The sequence below is a fragment of the Paraliobacillus quinghaiensis genome (assembly GCF_003426025.1).
Classification (GTDB): Bacteria; Bacillota; Bacilli; order Bacillales; family Amphibacillaceae; genus Paraliobacillus_A; species Paraliobacillus_A quinghaiensis.
Window position 1 is genome coordinate 362,574 of sequence record NZ_QJSH01000001.1, and the last position, 24,206, is coordinate 386,779.

At 34.1% G+C, this 24,206-nt stretch carries 21 protein-coding genes and 2 riboswitches; of the genes, 7 read left to right on the forward strand and 14 right to left on the reverse strand.

The genetic code is table 11. From position 1 onward, the window contains the following. The first annotated feature begins 303 nt into the window (after positions 1-303). The gene (locus D2K40_RS01845) at positions 304-1,473 is read left to right on the forward strand and encodes a DUF4317 domain-containing protein (protein WP_117152373.1); all 1,170 of its coding nucleotides are present in this window, start codon (positions 304-306) and stop codon (positions 1,471-1,473) included. 168 nt (positions 1,474-1,641) lie between these two features. On the opposite strand, the gene queC is transcribed toward D2K40_RS01845, so the two are convergent. Then, positions 1,642-2,301, reverse strand: coding sequence for a 7-cyano-7-deazaguanine synthase QueC (queC, locus tag D2K40_RS01850; protein WP_117152375.1), 660 nt, complete (start codon positions 2,299-2,301; stop codon positions 1,642-1,644). An 84-nt stretch (positions 2,302-2,385) separates the two neighbouring features. Then, a riboswitch (PreQ1 riboswitch) is annotated at positions 2,386-2,430 on the reverse strand. A 173-nt stretch (positions 2,431-2,603) separates the two neighbouring features. Between queC and D2K40_RS01855 the strand changes: the two genes are divergently transcribed. Together D2K40_RS01855 and D2K40_RS01860 are read left to right on the forward strand one after the other, a co-directional pair. Beyond that, complete coding sequence (locus D2K40_RS01855) at positions 2,604-2,708, forward strand: YjcZ family sporulation protein (RefSeq protein WP_117152377.1); 105 nt, start codon at positions 2,604-2,606, stop codon at positions 2,706-2,708. A gap of 38 nt (positions 2,709-2,746) precedes the next feature. After that, positions 2,747-2,914: a YjcZ family sporulation protein gene (locus tag D2K40_RS01860; protein WP_117152379.1), complete on the forward strand. Its 168-nt coding sequence runs from the start codon at positions 2,747-2,749 to the stop codon at positions 2,912-2,914. Between the two features lie 76 nt (positions 2,915-2,990). On the opposite strand, the gene D2K40_RS01865 is transcribed toward D2K40_RS01860, so the two are convergent. Both D2K40_RS01865 and D2K40_RS01870 read right to left on the reverse strand, forming a co-directional pair. Continuing rightward, on the reverse strand, positions 2,991-3,176 hold the full coding sequence (locus D2K40_RS01865; RefSeq protein WP_117152381.1) for a PspC domain-containing protein: 186 nt from the start codon (positions 3,174-3,176) through the stop codon (positions 2,991-2,993). A 138-nt stretch (positions 3,177-3,314) separates the two neighbouring features. After that, positions 3,315-4,763: a UDP-N-acetylmuramoyl-L-alanyl-D-glutamate--2,6-diaminopimelate ligase gene (locus tag D2K40_RS01870; RefSeq protein WP_229666596.1), complete on the reverse strand. Its 1,449-nt coding sequence runs from the start codon at positions 4,761-4,763 to the stop codon at positions 3,315-3,317. A gap of 167 nt (positions 4,764-4,930) precedes the next feature. Between D2K40_RS01870 and D2K40_RS01875 the strand changes: the two genes are divergently transcribed. Next, positions 4,931-5,188, forward strand: coding sequence for a hypothetical protein (locus tag D2K40_RS01875; protein ID WP_117152383.1), 258 nt, complete (start codon positions 4,931-4,933; stop codon positions 5,186-5,188). Between the two features lie 133 nt (positions 5,189-5,321). Beyond that, positions 5,322-5,957, forward strand: coding sequence for a LysE family transporter (locus D2K40_RS01880; protein WP_117152385.1), 636 nt, complete (start codon positions 5,322-5,324; stop codon positions 5,955-5,957). Here the strand turns inward: D2K40_RS01880 and D2K40_RS01885 are convergent. Then, on the reverse strand, positions 5,943-7,268 hold the full coding sequence (locus D2K40_RS01885) for an amino acid permease (protein WP_117152387.1): 1,326 nt from the start codon (positions 7,266-7,268) through the stop codon (positions 5,943-5,945). The two genes, D2K40_RS01880 and D2K40_RS01885, sit on opposite strands and share 15 nt — an antisense overlap. A gap of 162 nt (positions 7,269-7,430) precedes the next feature. On the opposite strand from D2K40_RS01885, the gene D2K40_RS01890 reads away from it, so the two are divergent. Continuing rightward, entirely contained in the window at positions 7,431-8,564 is a 1,134-nt protein-coding gene (locus tag D2K40_RS01890) for a zinc-dependent alcohol dehydrogenase (protein ID WP_117152389.1), read from the forward strand. A 258-nt stretch (positions 8,565-8,822) separates the two neighbouring features. Here the strand turns inward: D2K40_RS01890 and D2K40_RS01895 are convergent, their stop codons facing one another. From D2K40_RS01895 to D2K40_RS01935, 9 genes are all read right to left on the reverse strand, one after another. Further along, positions 8,823-8,975, reverse strand: a complete 153-nt coding sequence (locus D2K40_RS01895) for an aminoglycoside 6-adenylyltransferase (RefSeq protein ID WP_229666597.1) — start codon at positions 8,973-8,975, stop codon at positions 8,823-8,825. A 126-nt stretch (positions 8,976-9,101) separates the two neighbouring features. Beyond that, a complete protein-coding gene (locus D2K40_RS01900; RefSeq protein WP_117152392.1) occupies positions 9,102-9,314 on the reverse strand; it encodes a hypothetical protein in 213 nt (70 codons plus the stop codon). Positions 9,315-9,439: 125 nt separating this feature from the next. After that, positions 9,440-9,616: a hypothetical protein gene (locus D2K40_RS16300; protein WP_162879107.1), complete on the reverse strand. Its 177-nt coding sequence runs from the start codon at positions 9,614-9,616 to the stop codon at positions 9,440-9,442. Between the two features lie 182 nt (positions 9,617-9,798). Next, the gene (locus D2K40_RS01905) at positions 9,799-10,119 is read right to left on the reverse strand and encodes a SurA N-terminal domain-containing protein (RefSeq protein ID WP_117152394.1); all 321 of its coding nucleotides are present in this window, start codon (positions 10,117-10,119) and stop codon (positions 9,799-9,801) included. 500 nt (positions 10,120-10,619) lie between these two features. Further along, positions 10,620-10,729: riboswitch (TPP riboswitch) on the reverse strand. Positions 10,730-10,821: 92 nt separating this feature from the next. Next, a complete protein-coding gene (cydC, locus tag D2K40_RS01915; RefSeq protein ID WP_117152397.1) occupies positions 10,822-12,540 on the reverse strand; it encodes a thiol reductant ABC exporter subunit CydC in 1,719 nt (572 codons plus the stop codon). After that, positions 12,537-14,270, reverse strand: a complete 1,734-nt coding sequence (gene cydD, locus D2K40_RS01920) for a thiol reductant ABC exporter subunit CydD (RefSeq protein ID WP_117152399.1) — start codon at positions 14,268-14,270, stop codon at positions 12,537-12,539. The genes cydC and cydD overlap by 4 nt, the downstream gene beginning before the upstream one ends. A 45-nt stretch (positions 14,271-14,315) precedes the next feature. Next, complete coding sequence (locus D2K40_RS01925) at positions 14,316-15,329, reverse strand: cytochrome d ubiquinol oxidase subunit II (protein WP_188618776.1); 1,014 nt, start codon at positions 15,327-15,329, stop codon at positions 14,316-14,318. Beyond that, on the reverse strand, positions 15,329-16,678 hold the full coding sequence (locus D2K40_RS01930) for a cytochrome ubiquinol oxidase subunit I (protein WP_117152403.1): 1,350 nt from the start codon (positions 16,676-16,678) through the stop codon (positions 15,329-15,331). Before D2K40_RS01930 ends, D2K40_RS01925 begins: the two co-directional genes overlap by 1 nt. A gap of 291 nt (positions 16,679-16,969) precedes the next feature. Further along, a complete protein-coding gene (locus D2K40_RS01935; protein WP_117152405.1) occupies positions 16,970-20,152 on the reverse strand; it encodes a DEAD/DEAH box helicase in 3,183 nt (1,060 codons plus the stop codon). A 165-nt stretch (positions 20,153-20,317) separates the two neighbouring features. Between D2K40_RS01935 and D2K40_RS01940 the strand changes: the two genes are divergently transcribed. After that, positions 20,318-21,511, forward strand: coding sequence for a M50 family metallopeptidase (locus D2K40_RS01940; protein WP_117152407.1), 1,194 nt, complete (start codon positions 20,318-20,320; stop codon positions 21,509-21,511). A 48-nt stretch (positions 21,512-21,559) separates the two neighbouring features. Here the strand turns inward: D2K40_RS01940 and htpG are convergent, their stop codons facing one another. Continuing rightward, complete coding sequence (gene htpG, locus D2K40_RS01945; RefSeq protein WP_117152409.1) at positions 21,560-23,443, reverse strand: molecular chaperone HtpG; 1,884 nt, start codon at positions 23,441-23,443, stop codon at positions 21,560-21,562. Positions 23,444-24,206 lie beyond the last annotated feature (763 nt).

The following is a 24,206-nucleotide window of genomic DNA, read 5'->3' on the forward strand; positions in this document are numbered from 1 at the left end:
GGATTAATATTAACAAACTATAATTAATTTTTTTCCATATATATTATGTTCGCTTAATATCAAACCTCCCTTCCCTGTTGTCCATTCTAATCTTAAAAACTTCCACTGTAGCTAAATAGAAGCATGTAATCTGTTTGTTTATGACAAGAAAAATTTGTAAATATTATCGTTCTAATAATTCATTCATATTAGACTTTCAATCATTGTGTTAAAATAAGAAGGTATTTCTAAGACTATAGCGAATAAGTACTTTCTACCAAATATTAAAGTAGCAGTTATGATTACCATAGGAGGAAATAATAGATGAACAAAAAAGATATAGCAAATATTCGAAAGCAATTTAAAGTTGGGAATGATTTATTAAAAATAAAAGAAATTTATAATGTTTATATCATGAAGGAATCAAGTGAAATCTATCATGAGCAAAGTCAGCCATTTGAAATGTTAGATGAGGATCAGCAAGAGTTATTTATGATTAACTTCAAAAAAGTACTTACAGGGCAACTTGATGAAAAATTATTTGAATTAAAATTTCAACGTGAAGCGGAGAATAGCAGTCAACTTATACTACATCAAGGATTATTAAGCAGTGATGTAGAAGATTGGAAAGCACAAATGCTACTTCTTGTAGAAAAAATGCTTCATGAAAAGCAATATGAAAAAGATATTGTTGTTACATTCATTCGTGGGGAATACTTAAAACCAATGAAACGAAGTGAAGAATCTGAAGTGAGTAATCGTGATACTGTCTTTTCTAACTCCTTCATTTTATCCAGTATAAATAACACACAAGAGCCTAAAAAAGAACTACAATTTGACTATATTGAGAAGGAATTCAAATATAACGTAAAGGTCGATCCAGTGATCAACCTTAATACTCCAGTTGCTGGATTCTTATTCCCTTGTTTCACCGATAATGCTGCTGATGTCAATCACGTTCTATATTCCTCTGCAAAAGCGAACGAGCCTGATCCTGAATTTATAGAAGATGTTCTAAATGCTGAAGAGACGATGACTGCACAAGAAGATAAAGTAGTTTTCGAAGAAATTGTAAAAGATGTAACAGGAAATCAACTCAATACTTCAACACTTGCCAATGTTTATGAAGAAATCAACCGTGTAATCGAAGAGCATGAGGAAGAAGATACACCAAGATTAGACCACAAAGATGTAGAGCGCGTTTTAAAAATGAGTGGTGTTGAAGAAGTGAATACAGAAAAGGTAGAAGCTGCTTTCCAAAAAGTCATTGATGATAACAACTATGAGCTAAAAGCAAGCAGTATCCTACCAAAATATAATTCAAAGTCTATTAAAATCAGTACAAAAGTAGCCAATATTTCTTTGAGTCCACAAGATTTAAAATATGTAAGACAAGTTAATTTTAATGGTAAACTCTGTATCATGATTGAAGTTGAAGAAGATACTGTTATCGAAGGATTTACAATGATTCCAGAGGCGTTTGGCAATAACTAAGCTCTTAATCTTAATAAAATGATATTAGAAAAGGGTCAATACTTCTTCAGAAACAAATAGCTTGTTGAGGGATTGACCCATTATCATTTCCAATAGCACAATAAGTGCTAAATGTATTTTTCAATTACTCCTACAGCTCCACAGTTTATTGTTACTTAGTTCCGCACATTAATTACTAAATTCTTTCAGATACGCATCTAGACCCTTTTTCCGCAAAATACATGATGGACATTCACCGCAGCCATCGCCTCTTATACCATGATAGCAAGTTAACGTTTTTCCCCGTATGTATTGGAAGCAGTCAAGCTGATCAGCCAGTTCCCATGTTTCCTTTTTATCAAGCCACATCAATGGTGTATGTATTACAAATTGATCATCCATCGATAGATTAAGTGATACATTTAATGACTTAATGAATACATCTCGACAATCTGGATAACCACTAAAGTCAGTTTCACAAACACCTGTGATAATATGTTTTGCTCCAATTTGATTTGCTAATATTGTTGCAAAAGATAAAAATAATAAATTACGTCCTGGAACGAATGTTGATGGTAAATCCCCATTCTCCCCTTCTTTCACTTCAATGTCATCTCGTGTCAGTGCACTCGGAGCCAGTTGACTTAACAATGACATGTCTAAAATATGGTGTTTTACCTCAAGTTCTTTCGCAATTTCTGTTGCTACATTAATTTCATCATTGTGACGCTGATTATAATTAAACGTAACAGCTTCGACATGATCGTACTTCTGAAGTGCCCAGAATAAACAGGTAGTACTATCCTGTCCTCCACTAAATACAACAATTGCTTTTTCATTTTTCTTCATAAAAAAAATTCTCCTTTCAAATAGAAAAAGAGAATTCTAGCCAACCAAACAAAATAAAAAACGATATCCTATAGCGGTAACGTTCAATCTTTAGTTTTTTATAGAGGGTGTCGCTAGAACCTCTCCTGCGAATAGCACAGATGTGTTATTTTTTTCATGTGTATAGTATAGCATAAGTCCATTTCAAAACGGTTAAATTTGTGTTGTATATCTACAAAATTTACAAAACTGGGTTAATGACCATATCACTCTGTTAGAAAATACATACAGTATTATTAAAGTGATAAAGGAGGTATTTGCTAATGGGTGAACCAGTTGCAGGATTTGGTGGAGGTTTTGCTTTACTTGTAGTGTTGTTTATTTTGTTAATTATCATAGGAGCTTCTTATGGTGGTTACGGTTACTAAGGTTATGATCAAAAAAATTAATTAAGGAGGTCAAATATATGGGCTACGGATATGGCGCACCTGGGTATGGTGCAGGTTACGGTGCTCCAGCAACAGCTGGATATGCCGGATGTGCCCCTACTGCTGGTTATGGTGCTGGCGGAGGATTTGCATTAATTGTAGTATTGTTTATCCTTCTTATTATTGTAGGAGCAACAATTTATTAAAATATGAGAAAAGGAGTGCAAGGGTTACTTTGCACTCCTTTTTTACATATATTCTAGTAGAAGTTCTTTCAGAACATTAAAGCTCAGTCGGAATTATAACAGCGGCTACAATATAGATTAAAATGAAAATCGGATTAAATATAGTAAACGCTGCGAATAATAATCTAAGTATTGTCGGATCGATATTCAGATAATTCCCAAGTCCACCAAAAACTCCAGATAATTTTCTGTCATAAATTGATCGCGTTAATTTTTTCTCCATTTTCCCAACACCTTCACTGATTATTTATTTTGTCTCTTCACTTCCTATTATTACGAAATTCCTTTCAAAAAGTTCCACAAAATTGTTTTTATTATACAAGCCTAATGATAAGATTCTTGAACTCTATATTCTGACTATTCACTGACTTAAATACTCCACCGTTTCTTTATCCGTCATAGTAGGTAGAGCAAAAGCTTGCTGATAAGATTCATGTCCTTTACCAGTAATAATAATCCAATCACCAGCAATACTATTTTGCATTGCTTCTTGAATAGCAAGTGTTCGATCTGGAATAACCACACCTTTGTCATTACCAATCGCATCATGAATTTCTTCTAATGTTTCAATCATCTCTTCTAATGGTACTGCATTCAAGTCATCTAATGTTAACAAATATTGATCACTAAGCCCAGCTGTTAATTCAAGCATAGCATGTCTTTTGGATGTATCTCGATTCCCTCTAAATCCAAAGATGTGAATAATCCGTTTGGCCCCTTCTTCTTTTGCTGTCTGTAAACAATTAAAAAAGGCATCCGTTGTATGTGCATAATCAATAATAACTTTTGCACCATTTGATTGAGAAAATATTTGGAATCGCCCATCGACTCCTGGGAAATTCTTTAGTGCTTTTATAATTGTTTCTTCTTCAATAGAAAGTTGATCTGCAGTTGCATATGCCATACAAGCATTATACATATTATGGATGCCCTTCATAGGACAATCTAATGTATATGTAGCCTGTTTATGCTCCAGTTTAGTTGAACCATTTCCTAATACATTTATATCCATCATACGATAATTGCTGTTATCTTCTACTCCAATAGAATATGTTTTTATATTTTCTTGCTCTAAACGTACATGTAATTTTTTACCCCACTCATTATCTGTATTCACTAAAGCTAGTCCATTTTCTTTCAACTTTTTAAATAGTAATGCTTTTGTCTCAAAATATTCTTCCATTGAATCATGGTAATCAAGATGTTCATGACTCAAGTTTAAGAAAAGACAAATATCAAAAGTGATTCCTTCTAATCGATATTGAGATAAGCCATGTGATGAAGCTTCTATAATGACAAATTCATCTTCACTTCTATCTAATAGCTTATTTATAGTAAATGCACCGGGTGTAGTGTTAATCGAATTGTCCTTCTCCCCATTAATAATCGTTTCAATAGTTCCTATTAAACTACATGACTTACCACTTTCCTCTAGAATATGTTTAATCAGATAACTAGTTGTTGTTTTACCATTTGTTCCGGTAATCCCTATCATTTTCTTTTTACAAGATGGATTATCATAAAAATTACTAGCAATATTAGCTAATGCTTTCCGACTGTTTTCAACTTGAATATACGGTACAGGTAAATTACTAATATCATTTTGACCTATTATTGCGGCAGCCCCTTTATCGATTGCATCATCAATATAAGCATGTCCATCTGTTTCGTATCCTTTGATTGCTATAAAAAGAGAACCCTCTTTCATGTTTGTAGAGGATTCAGTGATTTCTTTAATTTCTAACGTATCTAAATTATTATAATCAGTTTTATAAGCTACATTCTTTAAGATACGAAGTATGTTCATCATAACAATACTCCTCCTACCCCTACAAATAGGGTCATATATATATGTATCATTTACTAATCACAGACATGTTAAACCCCAAATTAAATCACTTAAGATTTTTATTTCATTACTCGATAAAATCTGCATAACCTTTCGTTATTATATTTGTAGTAAAGGAGATGATATAAATGAAGAAAAAAATAGTTGCAGGTATTTTAGGAATTGTTATTTTATTAGGCGGAGCAGGTTCTTATGTTTATGCCAATACCGCAAATCCTAGTAACTGGTGGAGTTTTGAAGAGATGCAACCTTACATGGAAGAAATGCACCCAGGTTTTTCAACAGAGCAACAACAGGAAATGTTCAATGATTGCCATGGAGAAAATGGATATTATTCAGACAGAAACAGATCTCGTGGTATGATGAACAACTACAATTTCGATTAAAAAAATCCACTACATTAAAGACGTTGATACATTAGAGTATTAGCGTCTTTTTTAGGCTTACATTATTTATTTCTTCATAAGAACAGACATCTTGAATATAAATAGTACAAGCTAACAAAAGGAGTGAGATCTGTTGGGCATTTTTTTAAGTTATTTAGTATTAGGTTTATCTTTAGCAGCTCCGATAGGACCAATTAATGCTGCACAAATAAATCATGGAATTAAAAATGGCTTTTTTCATTCCTGGTTAATTGGTTTAGGCTCTATTGTTGGTGAGTTTCTATTTATCATTGCAATCTTTTTTGGTGTTGTACACTTTTTGGAAATGCCAATCATGAAAACTTTCTTATGGTCTTTTGGTGCATTTGTCCTTTTTTATACTGCGGTTGAAAATATAATTAACATTCCTAAAATAACAAACACAAACGCTGCAGATAGGCACACAGATTCACTTAGAAAAACTTTTTTTAGTGGCTTTTTATTAACCATCACAAATCCTCTGTCCATTTTATTTTGGCTAGGAATCTACGGATCCATTCTTGCCAACACAATCCATCACTACGACTTGTCCCACGTTGTCCTTTATGGTGGTGCTGTTTTATTAGGATTAATGTTGTGGGATATTACAATGGCTACTATCTCCAGTGGATTCAGAAAAATACTTACTCCCACATTACTTAAAGGAATATCTCTAGTGTCTGCAATATCACTCTTCGGCTTTGCTGGATATTTTGGATACCAAGCAATTAAATTGTTATTCGGTTTGTGAACGCCATTTTTTTCTCATGACAAATGTTACAACAGTGATAATCAGAATAAATCCGAAACTAATAAAGAAACCTATTCGAGCTATTTTATCAAACAATGTGCCAACTATCCCGGTAAACAATAATCCTATTCCTATCCAACGTTTCAACTGTTTCCATCCTGATAATTCACTAATTTTATGATAGGTAAATAAAATGAAAACCCAAATATATAACAGCATTAAACTGGCTGCTGTCGTTATATATTCATATATTTTATCCGGTAAAAGCAAAGCAACTACAATTGATGCAATTAATCCTGTGGTCGTAAGGAGAACCGAATAATAAGGTACATCTCTTGGACCTGTTTTTACAAACAGACGAGGCGCATCTCCATCTTCTGCAAGTGTTGTTAATATTGTCGTAATCCCATATAGAGATGCAACCATAGTAGAAAAACCACCGATAATAAGTACTCCATTAAATATGTGTGAAATAATGTTTAAATCAAACTGGTTGATCACCATAATAAAAGGACTTTCATCTGCATTAAACTTTTCACTTGGAACGATCCAGACAGCAAGCCCTATTGATACTACATAAATTATTGTTAAAACAGATAGCATAACTCTCCCTGCTTTTGGGGCTTGTTTCTGATCGTTCAGTTCATTAGACATGATCCCCATTACTTCAATTCCACCAAATGCATACAACACATAGATAAATGCTGTCCAAATACCAGTGAATCCACCTGGAAATATTCCTTTACTTGAAAAAGCGAAAGCTCTATCTGGTGCTCCACCTTTTAAGAAACCACTAATTGCTAAAATACCAATAATAATAAACATTAAAATTGCTGCTATCTTCATTGCACCAAATATATTCTCAATCTTCTCGAATCCTGAAACTCCTAATACAATTACACCAATTCCTAACACACCAAAAATACTAGACAAAATCCACAATGGTATATCTGCAAACCAATATTGTGCAAAAATAGATAGCGCAGTTAATTGACTCCCCATAATAAGTAATTCAGAGGACCAATACGCCCAGCCATTGCTAAAACCGGCCCATCTGCCATATGCTTTTTTTGCATACGTACGAAAAGATCCTTTCTGTGGGTCTGAAACACTCATACTTGATAATGCATCATAGACAATATATGTTGCAACAGCTGCAAGAATAAACAAAACAAGTACCATTGGTCCGGCTCTTTTGATTGCAATTGCTGATCCTAAGAAAAAACCTGTACCTATTGTACAACCTACACCAATTAGTGCTAATTGCCACCATTTAATTTTGTTTTGTTGTTTTTCCTTATTTGCCCCCACTTTATTACACTTCCTTTCATTCTTATATGCATACCGATTTTTAGTATAGCCAGAGTGTAGTTTCTTACAACACTCAAATAAATTATTTTATGGTTTTTGATACCGTATCTTTTTTGTTGATAAAAACATACTAACAACAATTAAATTAATGAGGTGATGGCATTGAAAGCCGTAACGTACCAAGGAAAATATGAAGTTGCTGTTAAAGATGTTAACTATCCAAAAATAGAGGATAAACAAGACATCATTGTACGTATTACTTCTACTGCAATATGTGGATCAGATTTACATCTATATCAAGGGAATTTACCGCTTCCAATTGGTTATAGTATCGGACATGAACCAATGGGAATCGTCGAAGAAGTTGGACCAGAAGTAACCAAACTAAAAAAAGGGGACCGTGTTGTGATTCCTTTTACCGTTGCTTGTGGAACTTGTCATTATTGTAATTTGCATATGGAGAGCCAATGTGATAATGCGAATCCACATTATGATTCAGGAGGTTACTTTGGTTATTCAGAAAAATTTGGTAATCACCCCGGCGGACAAGCGGAATATTTACGTGTGCCATATGGCAATTACACACCTTTTAAGATTCCAGACGATTGTGAGCTTGAGGATGAGTCATTACTTTTCCTTTCGGATGTGCTTCCTACCGCTTATTGGAGTGTTGAAAATGCTGGAGTGAAAGCTGGGGATACTGTAATCATTTTAGGTTCTGGTCCAATAGGGTTAATGGCACAGCAATTTGCCTGGCAAAAAGGAGCAGAAAGAGTTATTGCTGTCGACTATATTGAGAACCGACTACAGTATTCAAAAAATGTAAATAAAACAGAGATATTTGATTTCACCAAATATGACGATATGGGTGAAGTGCTTAAAGATACAACAAATGGTGGTGCTGATGTTGTAATTGATTGCGTCGGAATGGATGGAAAAAAATCACCTTTAGAGTTTGTCGAACAGAAGCTAAAACTACAAGGTGGAACACTTGGACCAATACAGATTGCAACAAAAGCCGTTAAGAAATGTGGTACTTATCAAATAACTGGGGTATATGGAGGTAATTATAACTTATTTCCACTAGGTGCTTTCTTTTCCCGTAATATTAATATTAAGACTGGACAAGCTCATGCTCGGTCTTTCATGGAACCACTTTATAAGCAAATTGTAAACGGAGAGTTCGACCCAACTAAAATCATTACGCATAAACTCCCGCTTGAAAAAGCCGCTTATGGCTATGATATCTTTAACAAAAAAGAAGATAACTGTATTAAGGTTGTTTTAAAACCTTAATGAATGTCAAATGTGAGTAAAATATAAATATAAGGTTCAATCGAATTAGATATAGCAACAGAAATAACAAGCACAAATAAATTATTATCGCCACTGAAAAACGCTCAATAATTTTAATATGAGCGTTTCTTTTTACTATCTTGTAAAATTAAAACTCCCCGTTACTTTAAGTACATTTAAATACAAAGTTCAAGGTATCCACCCTGTCTACCTATTGTCAGATAGTTCAATACCATTACGTAAAAAGATAGCTCCTATTTAAAATATTTCCTTTGCATCCGAAGGTAAATTTCTTACATGTTTAAGGAATTTCGTCATATTTTCAACGTCATCAATTGGGTATGTGAATAATAGGGTATCTGCTACATCTTCTGCTAAAGTTCTAAATAACTCACACCTGACTACTACCACCCTCATTTTCCCCTTCAGTCTTCCCTCGTCTCTTTTTGAACGTAATCATAAATTACAAATACCTGCCCTTTAACTGTTCAACTCTTGTTCCAATTAATGCAATAGGTACGGTTGGAATGTTTAATATTATTCAGTCTCCCTTATAACTTTAAAACACAAACTTGATAAAATAAATGAAGATGATATTACAATAGGTGCTACTACAAAAATTCCTAATAGATCAGTTTTATAATTCCACGGGACAAAAGCATCCCATATTTCAATCATTACTTTCCATAACACAGTAAAAATAAATAGAGTAAAAGTGAAATATATTATTTTTGCTAATATTGTTTTCATTATTTTTAACTCTCCCCCACAATGTGTACATGTTTTCACTTAACTCTTGTACTCTTTAATTAAACAATGTTGTAATTCTTTTTAAAGATTTACACTATTGAATTCATTATATTAAAAAAAGGAAGTTACATTGAATTGGCAAATTGAATAAATAACATAATAGATGATACCAAGCAAATTATTCCTATAACTAAGCTACCAATATGAAAGAACTTCTGAATTTTCGTTTCTGTTTTCATTTTTTTCAAAGTAACCAAAGGTAAAATTGTAAGTAAAACACCAAATAACATCATCCATTCCATTTAAACACACCTCCGAATTGTTTTTACATATAACCGCCCGTTATTCATTTATGTTTCGCAAAATCAGTGCTATAAGCAATAGGAACTGCAGCATTGACAGCTTCTTGTTCAACAATCACCACCTGTTTCTAAGTGAAGTCGATCACAAATTTAAACATTATCATTCATTGCTTTTAGGATTTCTAAATTTTTTGAGTGTAATTTTCTTGTTCTTTTAATTGTTCCGCAGAGAAGGGAGTGTTCATTTCTTTAAGTTCTTTTACTTTTTTAGATACATCTATCCCCATTCTTTTAGCCTCTTGAACCATTATTTCTTCTTTTACATAATCTTTTATTGCCTCATTCAACCCTTTTTCTTCGAGGCTATAAATTAATCGTACATCTGCAACAGTTATCTCCTTATCACCAACCATCGCTACTACATCTTCATTATTATATTGGTTTGAACAACCTGAGATAATTGCAGGAATAAGAATCATAAGCATTAAAAATACTTTTTTCACTAAAACATCTTCCTTTCGAGCAAAGTCTTATTGCATTATCCTGCAAGTTAGTTTGAGTACAATTATTAATATTATTATTTTAACACAAATATCCATTTCACCTTTGTTTTATGAAAATTTAAAACGTGATTTAACAATTGAATTATGCAGGTGACAATAGCAGCGACCTTACCATCTGATATCAACTCGTTTATTACATTGATAAATCAACAAAAATAAGCAGCCCAATTTATATGTTAATTGAACTGCTTAAAGGTTTGTTTTTTATATTACGTACTCAAAACGAATCCGTAATGAACGATATATGGTAATAGGGGTAGTGTGCCATCCCCTATTCCTTTAACAAACGGGTGGTATAAACTAGCCTGCCAAACTGGATCAGCTTCTTTTCGCATTTCCTCTGAGAATTTAATTTCTATTTCTCCCTTTCCTACACAAAAAACCACCTTCTTAGATTCTTTAAAGAAAGTGGTGGTAGAATAAATTAACAGAAATATAGACTTTTTCGCCTGCCACTTCCCTTTGCTAGTTTGAACTAGATCAGGTCCTAAGAGTCTTGAAGTATCACTTCAATCTCAGCCTTTAGCTAAAGACTCCTCTAGTGGTTCATTGTGTTATTTAATTGATTAGCTATAGCGTACCAGTTAGTACCTATATGTCAATCAACAGAAATATTTCTCAGCAGGTTATTATATAATAAATCTAGAGCAAACTTCCCTCCAATTTATTCATTTTGAAGAAATAGCCTTCTTGTTGCATTAACTCTTGATGTGAGCCAAACTCAATAATTTCCCCATGGTCCATTACAATAATTTGGTCCATCTTATCTAACCCTTGTAGGCGGTGGCTTACCAAAAGTAATGTGTCGTTTTCTGCTAGTGATAAAAGATGTTGATAGATTGCTTGTTCCGTTTGTGCATCTAACGATGAAGTTGGTTCATCCAACACCCATAAGTGACCGCTTTTCAACATTGCTCTAGCTATTGCTAGGCGTTGTTTTTCACCACCTGATAGATTCTCTCCCTTTTCTGATACGTGATCATCAAGTGAAAATTGATCGAGCATTACTTTTTCTAATACATCTTTTAATGTATCATCAGGTAGATTAGAATTTGCTATTAACAGATTCTCTCGAATTGTCCCATAAAAGAAATGATTCTCTTGTAAGACGACTTTGGCTTGCTTCCATAATGCAGTACCTGATACCTGAGAAATATCATGTGTGCCCCAATATACTTTTCCCTCTTGAACTTGTTGCATTTTCAAAATTAATTGTAATAGTGTAGATTTACCTGACCCACTCGCGCCAACAATCGCTGTTTTTGAACCAGCTGGTATTTCAAGTGAGAGTTTCGGTATGGTTGTTCGCCAATCTCCCATATACGTAAAGCTGATCGAATTAAAAGAAATAGCTGGTGCAGCTGCAGGTAATTCGCTAATGGTATTTTTCGTTTGATGTACTTGAATATCGGGATCTTCTACAACATCGTAGAGACGTGTTGATGCATCGCGGCTCTCTTGCATATAGATTGGGAAGACAGCCATCGGTGCAGCAGGTTCAAAAACAGTTAGTGAAATCATGACAAGCATCGCTAAGAAGATACCTTCTAACGTGCCATCAACAACTAAGTAAGCTCCTACGGCCAACACAAACCAACTAGCAATAAAAGTAATAAAACCATTGAGCGATTGGCTATAGACTTTATTTATATTTTCTTGTTTTTGTTGATCAATGTATGCTTCAGATTGTGTTAAGAGCTGGTTCTCTTTATTCTGTAATTGTTGAAAAATTTTCAATTCACGGAATCCATACATTAATTCAGTTATCTCCGTTGATAAATCTCCACGTTCTTGTCTTACTTTTGTGTTTATTTTTACTTGTCTTAATGAGAACAATGCTGGAATAACAAACGTTGTCAGTAAAAAGCCAAGTAACAAGATTACAGCAATTGCAATTGAATAAAAACTTGTAAAGAAAATTGTACTAACAAAAACGAGTAATAACACTATTGGCGGGTAAAAAACACGCAAAAAGAAATTTTGTAAGCTTTCTACATCACCAACTACTCGACCTAATAAATCTCCGCTACGATATTTTCGAAATATATGTGGAACTAATGGTTCCAACTTTTCAAAAAAAGTAACACGCAAATTACTTAAAATAGAAAAGGTAGCACGATGTGAAAAGATCCGTTCACCATATTTGGTACCAGCCTTAATAAATCCAAGTAATTTCACAGTAGATGTTAACACAATTAATGCATAAAGCGGAGGGGCTAGTGCTGCTTTTGAAATCAAATATCCACTAGCAGCAAATAGTCCGACACTGCTTATTCCAGCAATAAACCCAAATAACACTGCAAGGAGGATGTCTTTCTTCTCAATTAGCATAAGTTTTATGACTTTTTGTAGTGCCCTCATGCTTCTTTCCCTCCTTGTTGTATCGTAACCATCTTACGATATGCATCTAATGAATCAAGTAGTGAATCATGTGTACCGACTGCTTTTAATTGACCATTTTCTAAAAATAATATTTGATCAGCAGTTTTAATGGTATGCAATCTATGAGCTACTGTAATCACAGTCGCAGTCTTGGCCAGTTTTTCGATCGATTCTTGCAAGATCTTTTCTGTAGCCAGATCTAGTCCACGTGTCGGCTCATCTAGTAAAATTATATTTGGATTTTTAAGAAAAGCTCTTGCAATCGATATTCGTTGCATCTCTCCGCTAGACAAGCCTCGACCAGCTTCACCAATTGGTGTGTCATACTTTTTTTCTAATGTTTCAATTAGTGGTGCAATGCCTGCTAATTCTGCAGCTTCTTGTATAGCCTTTTTATCAACGGCTTGATTTGTTCCAATTGCAATATTTTCACCAATAGTACCTGAAAAAATATAAGGCTGCTGCGAGATGTATGATAATTGATTCAGCCATGATTCCTCAGTAAAGTTTACTAGATTTTTCTGATTAATTTTTATTGCGCCATGTTCAGGAGTGATCATACCTGCTAATAGATGAAGCAAGGTGGACTTACCTGCCCCACTTGCACCAACAATCGCTATTCTTTGTTTTGGCAGAAAAGTTGCTTCAATATCTTGTAACTGAAAATCACTGTCTGGATATCTATAACTAACCTGATCTAAATGTATAGTCGGAATAATATCCTGTTCCCCTAATACTTCTTTACCCCACTGCGGTGCTCGCTCTTCTTCATCAAATTCTTCAAGTACTTTTTTAGCTGCTCCCATGCTACTTCTTCCATTATGAAAAGTGGTACCCAGTTCTTTTAATGCAGTGAAAAATTCAGGAACAAGTACAAGTACAACAAAAGCTGTGAAAAAGGAAATATTATTATAGAGAACGAGCTGAAAGGCTATTTCTAATGCCACGATACCAATGCTAAGCATCGAAATCACTTCAAGCATAAACGATTGTGTGAATGCGATCTTTAATATATCCATTGTTGTATCACGAAAACCTAAACTACTTTTCTCTATTTCATCTTTTTGCTTTTTTGTTTGACCAAATAATTTTAAAGTCACAAGTCCTTGCAATGTATCCAAAAAAGTACCAGAAAAAGAAGCTAGCTTTTCTAACTTTTCTTCAGATTTTTTTTGGGTTTGAATCCCAATAACAATCATAAAGATAGGAATAAATGGTGCTGTGATAAGCAGTATGATACCTGAATTAATGTGTTGCGTAAAAATCACAATCATTGTTAATAATGGTACGAATGTACTCTGCATCACTTGTGGAATAAATTGACTATAGAAGCTATCCATCTCATCAACACCATCAAGTAACATACCGACTTTTTTGCCTGTTTGTCCTTTTTCAGCAAGTGCAACCGGATGTCTGGCATATTTGTTTAACAAATTTTTGCGAACATCACCTTTAACATCACTTGCAATTAACACACCAATTCGTTTACTCATATAATCCGATACAGCACGAATTAATAGCACGATGGCCAGTATTATAAGCCAAGGTACAATTGCCGAGAAGGAATTCTTTTGAACAAATACACCATCAACAATAGAGGTAATAGCAAACGCCTGTACAATAATAGCTAAACCAAGAAAAAGCGTTAATCCCATTAAATAAATGATTCTTTTTTTATGCATAAATACAGTATTTTTCAAATTTTGCATGTATCATTCAGTCCCCTAAAACAAATTTAACGCATGTATAATATACTATTTTTTCCCCTTGGCATAATCTGCGTTAAATAAAAATAACCGCATTAGTAAGATCAGTGAAGGAACAAGTAATAGTAAACCACCAATAAAGGCCGCAATTAATGCAATACCCATTGCTTCATTTGTTACACTATCTTCAATATGAATAAACGGATCAAGCAAATATGGATATTGTGCTATTCCATAACCAAAAAACGCAAAGAAAAATTGGAGCATTATCGCAATAAAGGCCTTTCCGTAATGTTTACCTACATATAGTAATCCCATTCCGATCACGAAAAATCCCATTGACAAGCCAAAGACCCACCATAAATCCAACATATTTTCGTAATGTCTTTGATTACGTTGACTTAATGCAATCATTGTTGTCAAAGCCATGATAATCGTAGGCGTTGCCCAAAAAAGTGCCCATTTACGTACCAAGTCAAGTGCCGTTTTATCATCTGCTCGTGACGCATAAAACGTTAGAAAGCTTGCACTAATAAACAGTACGGATACGATGGCAAGCGCAACGATACTCCAGGCTAAAGGACTTGTGAAAAGCTCCCAATAATTTAACGATACCACCCCGTCTTGTTCAGTGATGAATCCACCTTCCGATAGCGTTAATGCCACTGACAATGAAGCTGGGATTAAGAGCCCTGTAGCACCGTATAAGAACATATAGACATTGCTTTGTTTTGAACCGTAGTTTTCAAAAGCGTAAAACGAACCACGAATTGCTAACAAGATGATGGCGAAGCTTGCTGGTACTAACAAGGCAGAGCCATAATAATAAGCTGTCGTTGGGAAGAAGCCAACGATCCCAACGAAGAAAAATACAAGAAATACATTGGTAACTTCCCAAACTGGTGACAGATACCTTGAAATAATTTGATTAATGATATGATCACGTTTTGTTGCTTTTGCATAATAGGCAAAGAAACCTGCTCCAAAGTCAATAGAAGCAATAATTACGTAACCATATAAAAATAACCATAGTACACTAATACCAATTAACTCATAACTCATTATTTATCCCCCTTATTAAGTTCAGGGTAGTGTTTTTCTAATTCAACCGCTGCTGGATTGTTTTTAAATAGTTTTCTTAATGTGATGACAAAAAGTGCTCCTAAGACAATATAGAGAGCTAAAAACAAGAAGAACATATGTGTAATATACGGTGAAGAAGTCGCAGCTTCATCCACTGTCATATAACCCCTTAAAATCCAAGGTTGTCTCCCCACTTCGGCATAGATCCAGCCAAATTCAACTGCCAACATCGCTAGTGGTCCACTCGCCGCAATTAGCCAGAGCATAAATTTATTATTAGCATTCCAGCGTTTGAAGAAAGTTAACACTAGGTACAGGAACGAGATTCCTACCAAGAAAAACCCTATAGAGACCATCAAATCAAACATATAATGGATCCATAGTGGCGGACGTTCACCCTCTGGTGTTTCCTCTAAACCAATAACTTCAGCGTTAAAACTACCATGAGCTAAAAAGCTCAGAAAACCAGGTAGTCTAATTTCTCCAACCACTTCATTATCATCGTTTAACCAACCAAACAAGACGAGATCAGCATTTCTTTCTGTTTCAAAATGCCATTCAGCAGCTGCTAATTTTTCTGGCTGATGTTCTGCTAAATATTTTGCAGAAGCATCTCCTGCTACTGCTGTTAAAACTGAAAAAACAAAAACTGAAATAACTGTCATTTTTAGTGCTTTTTTATGATATTCGGTCGCCGTTTTCTTTCGTAACAAAGCTAGTGCTGCAATTGTCGCTAAAATAGCCCCTACAGTAACATAAGATCCACCTAAAACGTGGGCAACTCTCACTGGTGTTGATGGATTTAACATTGCTCCAATCGGACTAACATCAGTGAACTCTCCGTTTATCATCGTGAATCCTGCAGGTGAATTCATAAATGAGTTAACTGTTGTGATAAACACCGCTGATATGCCAGCTCCAAGTACAACAGGCAAGGAAATTAACCAGTGTGTATATTTTCCTTTAAAACGATCCCACGTATACAAATAAATACCTAAGAAAATAGCTTCAAAGAAAAATGCAAAAACCTCCATAAATAATGGTAAAGCTATTACATTACCAGCAAGTTGCATAAAGTTAGGCCAAACTAGAGATAACTGTAAACCAATAGCTGTACCAGTTACTACCCCTATAGCAACCGTTATGACAAAACCTCTTGCCCACCGTTTTGCTAATAATTCATAATGTTTGTCTTTCTTTTTTATCCCAATAAACTCTGCTAATGAAATAAATAATGGCACACCTACACCTAATGTTGCAAAAATGATGTGAAAGGTTAGTGTCATTGCTGTGATTAATCTACTCATCATGACTGTATCAAATTCCATATTAATACCTCCCTGCGCATTATACACTTAGATAGTGAAACAACACACATACTATTATCTTTATTTTAACATTTATTAAATTAGAATGTTTCTCTTTTTATATTTTAAACTCATTTGTATAAAAAGTCATGAAGTTCAGTATGGTTTTTTGTGTCGATTTTGTGACATCGACTTTTTTTAAAAAATACACTCTTGTTTAATTTACCTACATTTAGATAGTTTAAACCCTATTTTTAACTGTAGTTATTTTTTTAAATTTTGTCTGCGAATGAAGAAAAAAGTACATAACTGCTATATCATCAAAATATCTTTAATGTCCTCTTCTGTAATAGTAGAAGTTACTTCTTCTTCCGGATCCATTAATTCTCCAATTAGATGTCGCTTTTTATCTTGTAATTCAAGCATTTTTTCTTCAACTGTACCTTTTGCTACAAGCTTAATTACTTGAACATCACTTTTTTGACCAATCCGATAAGCACGATCTGCTGCTTGTTCCTCAACTGCTGGATTCCACCAACTGTCAAAGAATATAACCGTGTCAGCACCAGTCAAATTAAGTCCTTGTCCTCCCGCTTTCATTGAGATTAGAAAAAGATCTCGGGCACCAGCATTAAAAGAATCGCAAATCTTCATTCGATCTTCTGCCGGTGTTTGTCCATCAAGATAAAAAAAGGAAAGGTCTTTTTTCGTTAATTCTTTACCTATCAACTCAAGCATTTTCGTAAATTGAGAGAAAATTAATACTCTCCTACCTGATAGTTTAGCTTCTTTGATAATATCCATTAATTGTTCAAATTTAGCTGAAGTTCCGCTGTAGTTATCAATGAAAAGACTTGGATGACAACAAATTTGCCGTAGCCTAGTTAACCCCGCTAAAATTTGAATTTTATTTTTTCGAAAAGTCTCTTTATCTAAATGCTTTAGTGTATCATGTTTTAGTTTAGCCAAATAAGCCGCATATAATTGCTTTTGTTCAGAAAGTAATTCAACCGATTCAATCGACTCCTTTTTATCAGGCAGTTCTTTCAATACATCAGTCTTCAATCTACGTAGTAAAAACGGACTGGCTCTTCTTGCTATCATTTTTCTGGACAGAGTACTATATTGCTTTAAACCTAAGAACAGATCAGGAAATACAACATGAAAAATTGCCCACAATTCCTCTATCGAATTTTCAACTGGTGTACCTGTTAGGGCAAACTTGTGATCAGCTTTAATCCGCTTAACTGCTCTAGCTGTTTGCGTAATTGGATTTTTAAATGCTTGCGCTTCATCAAAGAAAACAGTGTGATATTTTTCTTTTTCAAAATAATTGATATCCTGACGAAGAATTGGATAAGAGGTGATCACTACGTCTATTTGTTGGACTGTTTTTTTCTGTTTACTTCTCTGATTCTTATTCCCAGCAATAACAGTAGCATTTATTTCTGGAGTGAATTTAGCTAATTCATTTAACCAGTTATAAATTAGAGATGATGGACAGACAATCAGGACAGGCTTTTGAACCTCCCTAATATTGGTTAGTTCTGACAAGATATAAGTTATACTCTGGACAGTCTTTCCAAGCCCCATATCATCTGCTAAAATTCCACCAAATCCATATTCTGCTAATGTTTTCAACCATTGATATCCTTCTATCTGATACTCTCTTAAGATTGGAGCTAAACTTTCTGGTATAGCAAACTTCATAGTTCCTTGTTTTTCAATATCCTTTAAAAAGTTTTTAAATGAACTTTCAACCAAAAATGTTTTACTCGACTCAACCGAGTCAAGCACTTCCATATATTTCTCAATCGGCATTGTTAAGCCATCTTCTAAATCTCCACTTTTCCCCTCAGGAAGTCCCTGTAGAAACCGATTAATTTCCTCAAATTCTCTTGTATCTAAAGCAAGTAGTCCTCCATCTTTTAAACGATAATATTTCCGTTTTTCCTCTAAAGCTTCTAAAAGGTCACGGATGTCATCATCTCTTATACCATCCATTTCAAATTTAAATTCCAACCAATTCGTTCGCTCTCTTTTGAACTTCACCCGAATCTTAGGAAAAGAATTCGCTTTAACAATGCGATTTCTAATAGCAGTTGTTGTATATACTTGTGCTAATTGCTGCATCTCTGGAAGCTTATTATATAAAAAGTCATATTCAAGCTCTTCATTATAAAGAACATAACCACTGTCAGTTGTAGCAAACAAGCTATCTTCCATCAATCGCAAGATTTTTGCCTCTTTATCAGTATCTCTAATGAACACTGTATTTAGTGTTTCGTTAGAGTTTTCAAGCGGATTTATCACGATATTTCCATAATGAAACTCAAGTCCAGCGAGCAAACGATTTTGTACACGATCTAAATATAACTTCGCCATCAATGGTGCATCGCTTATTTTATTCTGAATACCTGCTGTGATAGTAACCTCGCCTAGTGCTCTCAATCCTGGAATAACTTTTTCGAGAAAAAAATGAAGTTGTTGCTGTGAAATTGGGATTTTGTCTGTATTCAAACCTACCAACATTCGATTTACCTCGCTTAATTGTTTGCATTGTTGGGGTTCTAATTGAGCTATTTTACCATTAAAAAATACATCATTATAAGTGAATAATAGAAGTATATCTTTCATTCCACTTACTTTTAAGTGATATAGTTTGTCTTCTGTTTCCACTAATTCAAAATGTATAGGTAGACGTTCTTCGGTTAATTGAATTTTTGGATAAGTAGTTTGTTCATATTTCACAGCTACTAAAGGAGCTTTTATTAGTAATGGAAGTAGCTCCCTCCAATAATTAGGGGTAATAACCAACTGACTATTACTTATTGCTCCAGCTGAATTACGTTTATCTTTATCAAAATAAACCCGTTCATCTTTCATCAATTTAAAAAACTCTTGAATCACATTATCTGTCTCTTTTTCAAAACAGTGATCGTTTAAATTGAACATTAATGATGAAGATAATTTACTAGGTATCCCTTCGTTTACGTCTTTAAGGAATGTTCGAATATCTTCCACTTTCACAGAATTAATAACCAATTCAACCGCAAACAGATTACCTTCTTCTACTATATCTATAGGTTTTAGAATAAATTTCGTATCTACAACTTCTCTCGATTCAAAGTGGACTTGTTGGCCACTTGGACGTGGTGTAGATTCTTGAAAAATTTCTACTAATCCATTTGTTAAATTATTTGCATGTTGAAGTGACTGTTGGTCATGGATTGCTATTAAAACAGCGGCAACATGTTGGCAATCTTTTGTGATACTAGCTAACTTGGGACAACTACAAGTCGCATGAAAATTTTCACTCAGATCTTTTTTAATTATCACATGAAAATCCTCCGTTCCAACAACAGTCGCCACACAAACTTTAGATGTCACTGATTCAACTTTCACTTTATTGGCACGATAAAAAGCATCTCCACTCTTGTAAGAGACTTTTCCGCAAGTTTGTTCAATAATTTTTTTGTTTAATTTAATTTCCAATTGGATTGTCACCCCTAGATGAAAAACTCAAGTAATAAGATTGTATCATATATATATAATGATTCATTTATATTGTGTTTTGACAAATTATTCTCTATTTATTCTAAATATGTATGATAATATATATATGGTAGTATTTACAATTAGTGGAGAGGAAAATTTACAATGAAAAAAACACTCACTATATTTCTAATTTCTGCAATAATTGGAGGGTTTGTTGGATTTTTAGCTGCTAGTATTTCTTTGTCTATTGATATTCCTTCTAAATTCACCGGCTTGTCTACAGCTGCCAATATATTTATTATCATATGTACATACTTATTGGCTGTAAGTTTTCATGAACTCGGTCATGCATATAGTTTCAGTCGAAACGGAATTAACATGAGAGCCGTACTTATTATCTTTTTCTTATTTATTAAGGAAAAAGGGCGATGGCAAATACGTTTTCGTCCAAATAATGTAACTGCGTTAGGTGGGATTGCAGTTCCAGATCTTGAACCAGTCAGAAACGAATCAGAATTAATTAAAATGCAGTCCGGATACGCTAAAGCACTTATTGCCGGACCAATCGCTTCGGTCATTCTTTGGTGTATCGTTACACTGTCATCGATTTTAATTATATTAAATACTTCCAATGTGACCCTAAGTTCGGTATTATTCACAGTTATTATTTCGCTAACATTTATAACACTCTTTTTTCTAGTAACAAGTTTAATAAAAAATGAAATTGTAATTGGGGATTTTCCAGCATATAAACTCGCTAAAAAAAATCGTTTTTTTGTTGCCATGCAGGTCTATCAATACGCACTATTCTCTTCGAAACATGAACAAGTTACAAATGAGAATTCCCACTTTTTGAGGAACTTTTTAATTAATGGCCTCCAAGAGAAGTTGGGGAAACAGGACACACATATATACACGATCGCACTGGTAGATAATTTTATTACGGAATATTTTTCAGGTCGATTAAATGAACTACCTCAAGTGGTATGGGACTATGCTGATTTTCTATGGAGAAATCCAGAGGAACTTTCTAAGTTGAAGAAATCAGAAGTGGCATTAAGTATCTACTTCCATCTTTTAAGGTTAATGTACACAAAAGAAGATTCAAAAGAGAAAGCATTAGAACTCTATATGAATTTAAAAGAAGAAGTGAAGCCAAAAACTCCAATGAGAAAGTATTTATTCAAACAAACAGATCATGCGTTTGGCATTGCTGATAATAGTGATTTTTTACTCAATAAAGAGAATATCTGCATCTCACCTGCTCATGGTATATGGAAAAACTTTGAAGGTTATTATGTTGATGAAATGGAGATTAATAAATCACTTGTGCATTCAACAGAAAAAATAGTTTAACACTACAAAAAGGAACCTCTTCAATTTAAAGAAGAGGTTCCTTTTTATTTAAGCCATTGCTTTCCAGATATCATTCGTAAATGCAACAGGATCTTCTACTGCAAGTCCTTCAATTAATAAGGCTTGGTTATATAAAATGTTTGTGTACACATCCACTTTATCTTTATCTTGATCAAATGCTTCTTTTAAAGACTCAAATACGTCATGATTCACATTTATTTCTAATATCTTGTCTGCTTTTACTTGTTGGTTATCAGGCATCATATTTAGAACTTTTTCCATCTCAATTGAAATTTCACCATCGTTACTTAGACATACTGGGTGAGTTTTCAATCGTTTTGAAATACGTACATCTTTCACCTTATCAGAAAGCACTGATTTCATATGATCTAATAGTTCTTGATTATCTTTTGTTTCTTCTTCTGTATTATTAGTAGCATCATCTGATTCAAATCCTAGATCACCACTTGATACTGATTTAAATTCTTTGCCGTCATATTCCATAATCATTCTGATTGCAAACTCATCAACGTCATCTGTGAAATAAAGAATCTCATAACCTTTATCTAATACAACTTCTGTTTGCGGTAGACGTTCAATTCGTTCATTAGATTCACCAGATGCATAATAAATATATTTTTGATCCTCTGGCATTCTTTCTACATACTCCGCTAGAGAAACAAGTTTCTTTTCTTTAGAAGAATGGAATAGTAATAAGTCTTGTAATACTTCTTTATTTTGACCAAAGTCACTGTACACACCATATTTCAATTGGCGACCAAAAGACTTATAGAATTTTTCATACTTTTCTCTTTCATTGTTAAGCATTTTTTTCAATTCAGTTTTGATCTTTTTAGTAATATTCTTCTCAATTAATTTTAATTGACGGTCATGCTGCAGCATTTCTCTAGATATGTTTAGAGATAGATCTTCTGAATCAACTAGTCCTTGAACAAAGCTAAAATAATCTGGTAACAGATCCGCACACTTACTCATGATTAAAACACCGTTTGAATATAACTCTAATCCTTTTTCATATTCTGCAGAATAGTAGTTATATGGCATGCTTTCAGGAATATATAAAATTGCATTATACCGAATGTTTCCATCTACACTAACATGGATGTGTTGAAGTGGCTTATCAAAACCATAATGCTTTTCTGCATAAAATTGTTCATAATCTTCTGTTGTCAATTCACTTTTATTCTTTTTCCAAATTGGAACCATGCTATTTACTGTTTTTTCTTCGACAACTTCCTCTAATTCAGCATCTTCTTCATCCGATTTTGGTTTTTGTTCCGTAACATCCATTTTGATTGGATAACGAATGAAATCAGAATACTTTTTAATAATTGATTTCAACTGTTGTTCATCTAAAAAGCTATCATAGTCATCTTCTTCTGTACTCTCTTTTAATGTTAACGTAATTGTTGTTCCTACAGTATCCTTTTCATACGGCTCAATTGTGTAACCATCTGCACCTTCTGATACCCATTTATATCCTTGATCACTTCCTAATGCTTTTGTCCATACCGTTACAACATCCGCAACCATAAATGCAGCATAGAAACCAACACCAAATTGACCAATGATATCATGACCATCTTTAATTTCATTTTCTTTTTTAAATGCTAAAGAACCACTCTTGGCAATGATTCCTAAGTTATCCTCCAACTCTTCTTTTGTCATACCAATTCCTGTATCAGTGATTGTTAGCTGACGTGCATCTTTGTCAGCAGTAACTTTTATGTAATAGTCATCTTGGTTAAATGTGATCGACTCATCTGTTAATGCTTTGTAATACATCTTGTCAATTGCATCACTTGCATTTGAGATTAACTCTCTTAAGAAAACCTCACGCTGTGAATAAATCGAATTAATCATCATTTCTAGAAGTCGTTTAGATTCGGCTTCAAATTGCTTTTTACTCATATGTATACCCCTCTCAATTATAATAATTAGCAGTCAACTATCATGAGTGCTAACATTCATTATTTATCATATTACGTACAAGTTGTCAATAACAAGGGCTCGTCATTGGAATTGGAAAAGCTAATTCTGCAGATCATTATTTTAAAGTTTTTTTGGCAATAAGAAAAAAAGGACAAACCCCACCTGGTCCTTTTTAAACGCTTTTTTTCTAAAAGATCGTAGTTTATGAAACAATTTATATAATGTGCATTAAAATGAATTTCCAGACTCGCTCCTCAAATGAAATTGACTCCCTTTCCGCAGGCACGGCTTCAGCTAACTCGGATAAGCAAATCTTTTCGGTGGGTCGAGTAACCGCAGACCCAAAGGGCGCTTTCCGAGTGGATCTTCAGCTCGCGCTGTTCCTGCAGGACAAGGAATGCTTCAATGAACTCACATCGCACGAAGGAAATCGATCTATATTTCCGAGGAGTGTCGTCAATTTCATTTGATACGCTAGTCGGTGCACTACAATTAAGAAAAGCTTAAAGTACGAGATTTAACAACCGTAAACATTAATCAATTTACAAATATAGATGGGCTATCCAGCGGAGGAAGCAAAGGCTTGACACTCCTACGGGAACAGCGCGAGCCGAAATCGAGTAGGAGGGGCTTCACAGCCCCGACCTCTCACACCACCGTACGTACGGATCCGTATACGGCGGTTCAACCTTTTGAGTATCTTATCTGGTAGAGGATGTTCATATCCTTAAGTCCCCATTTC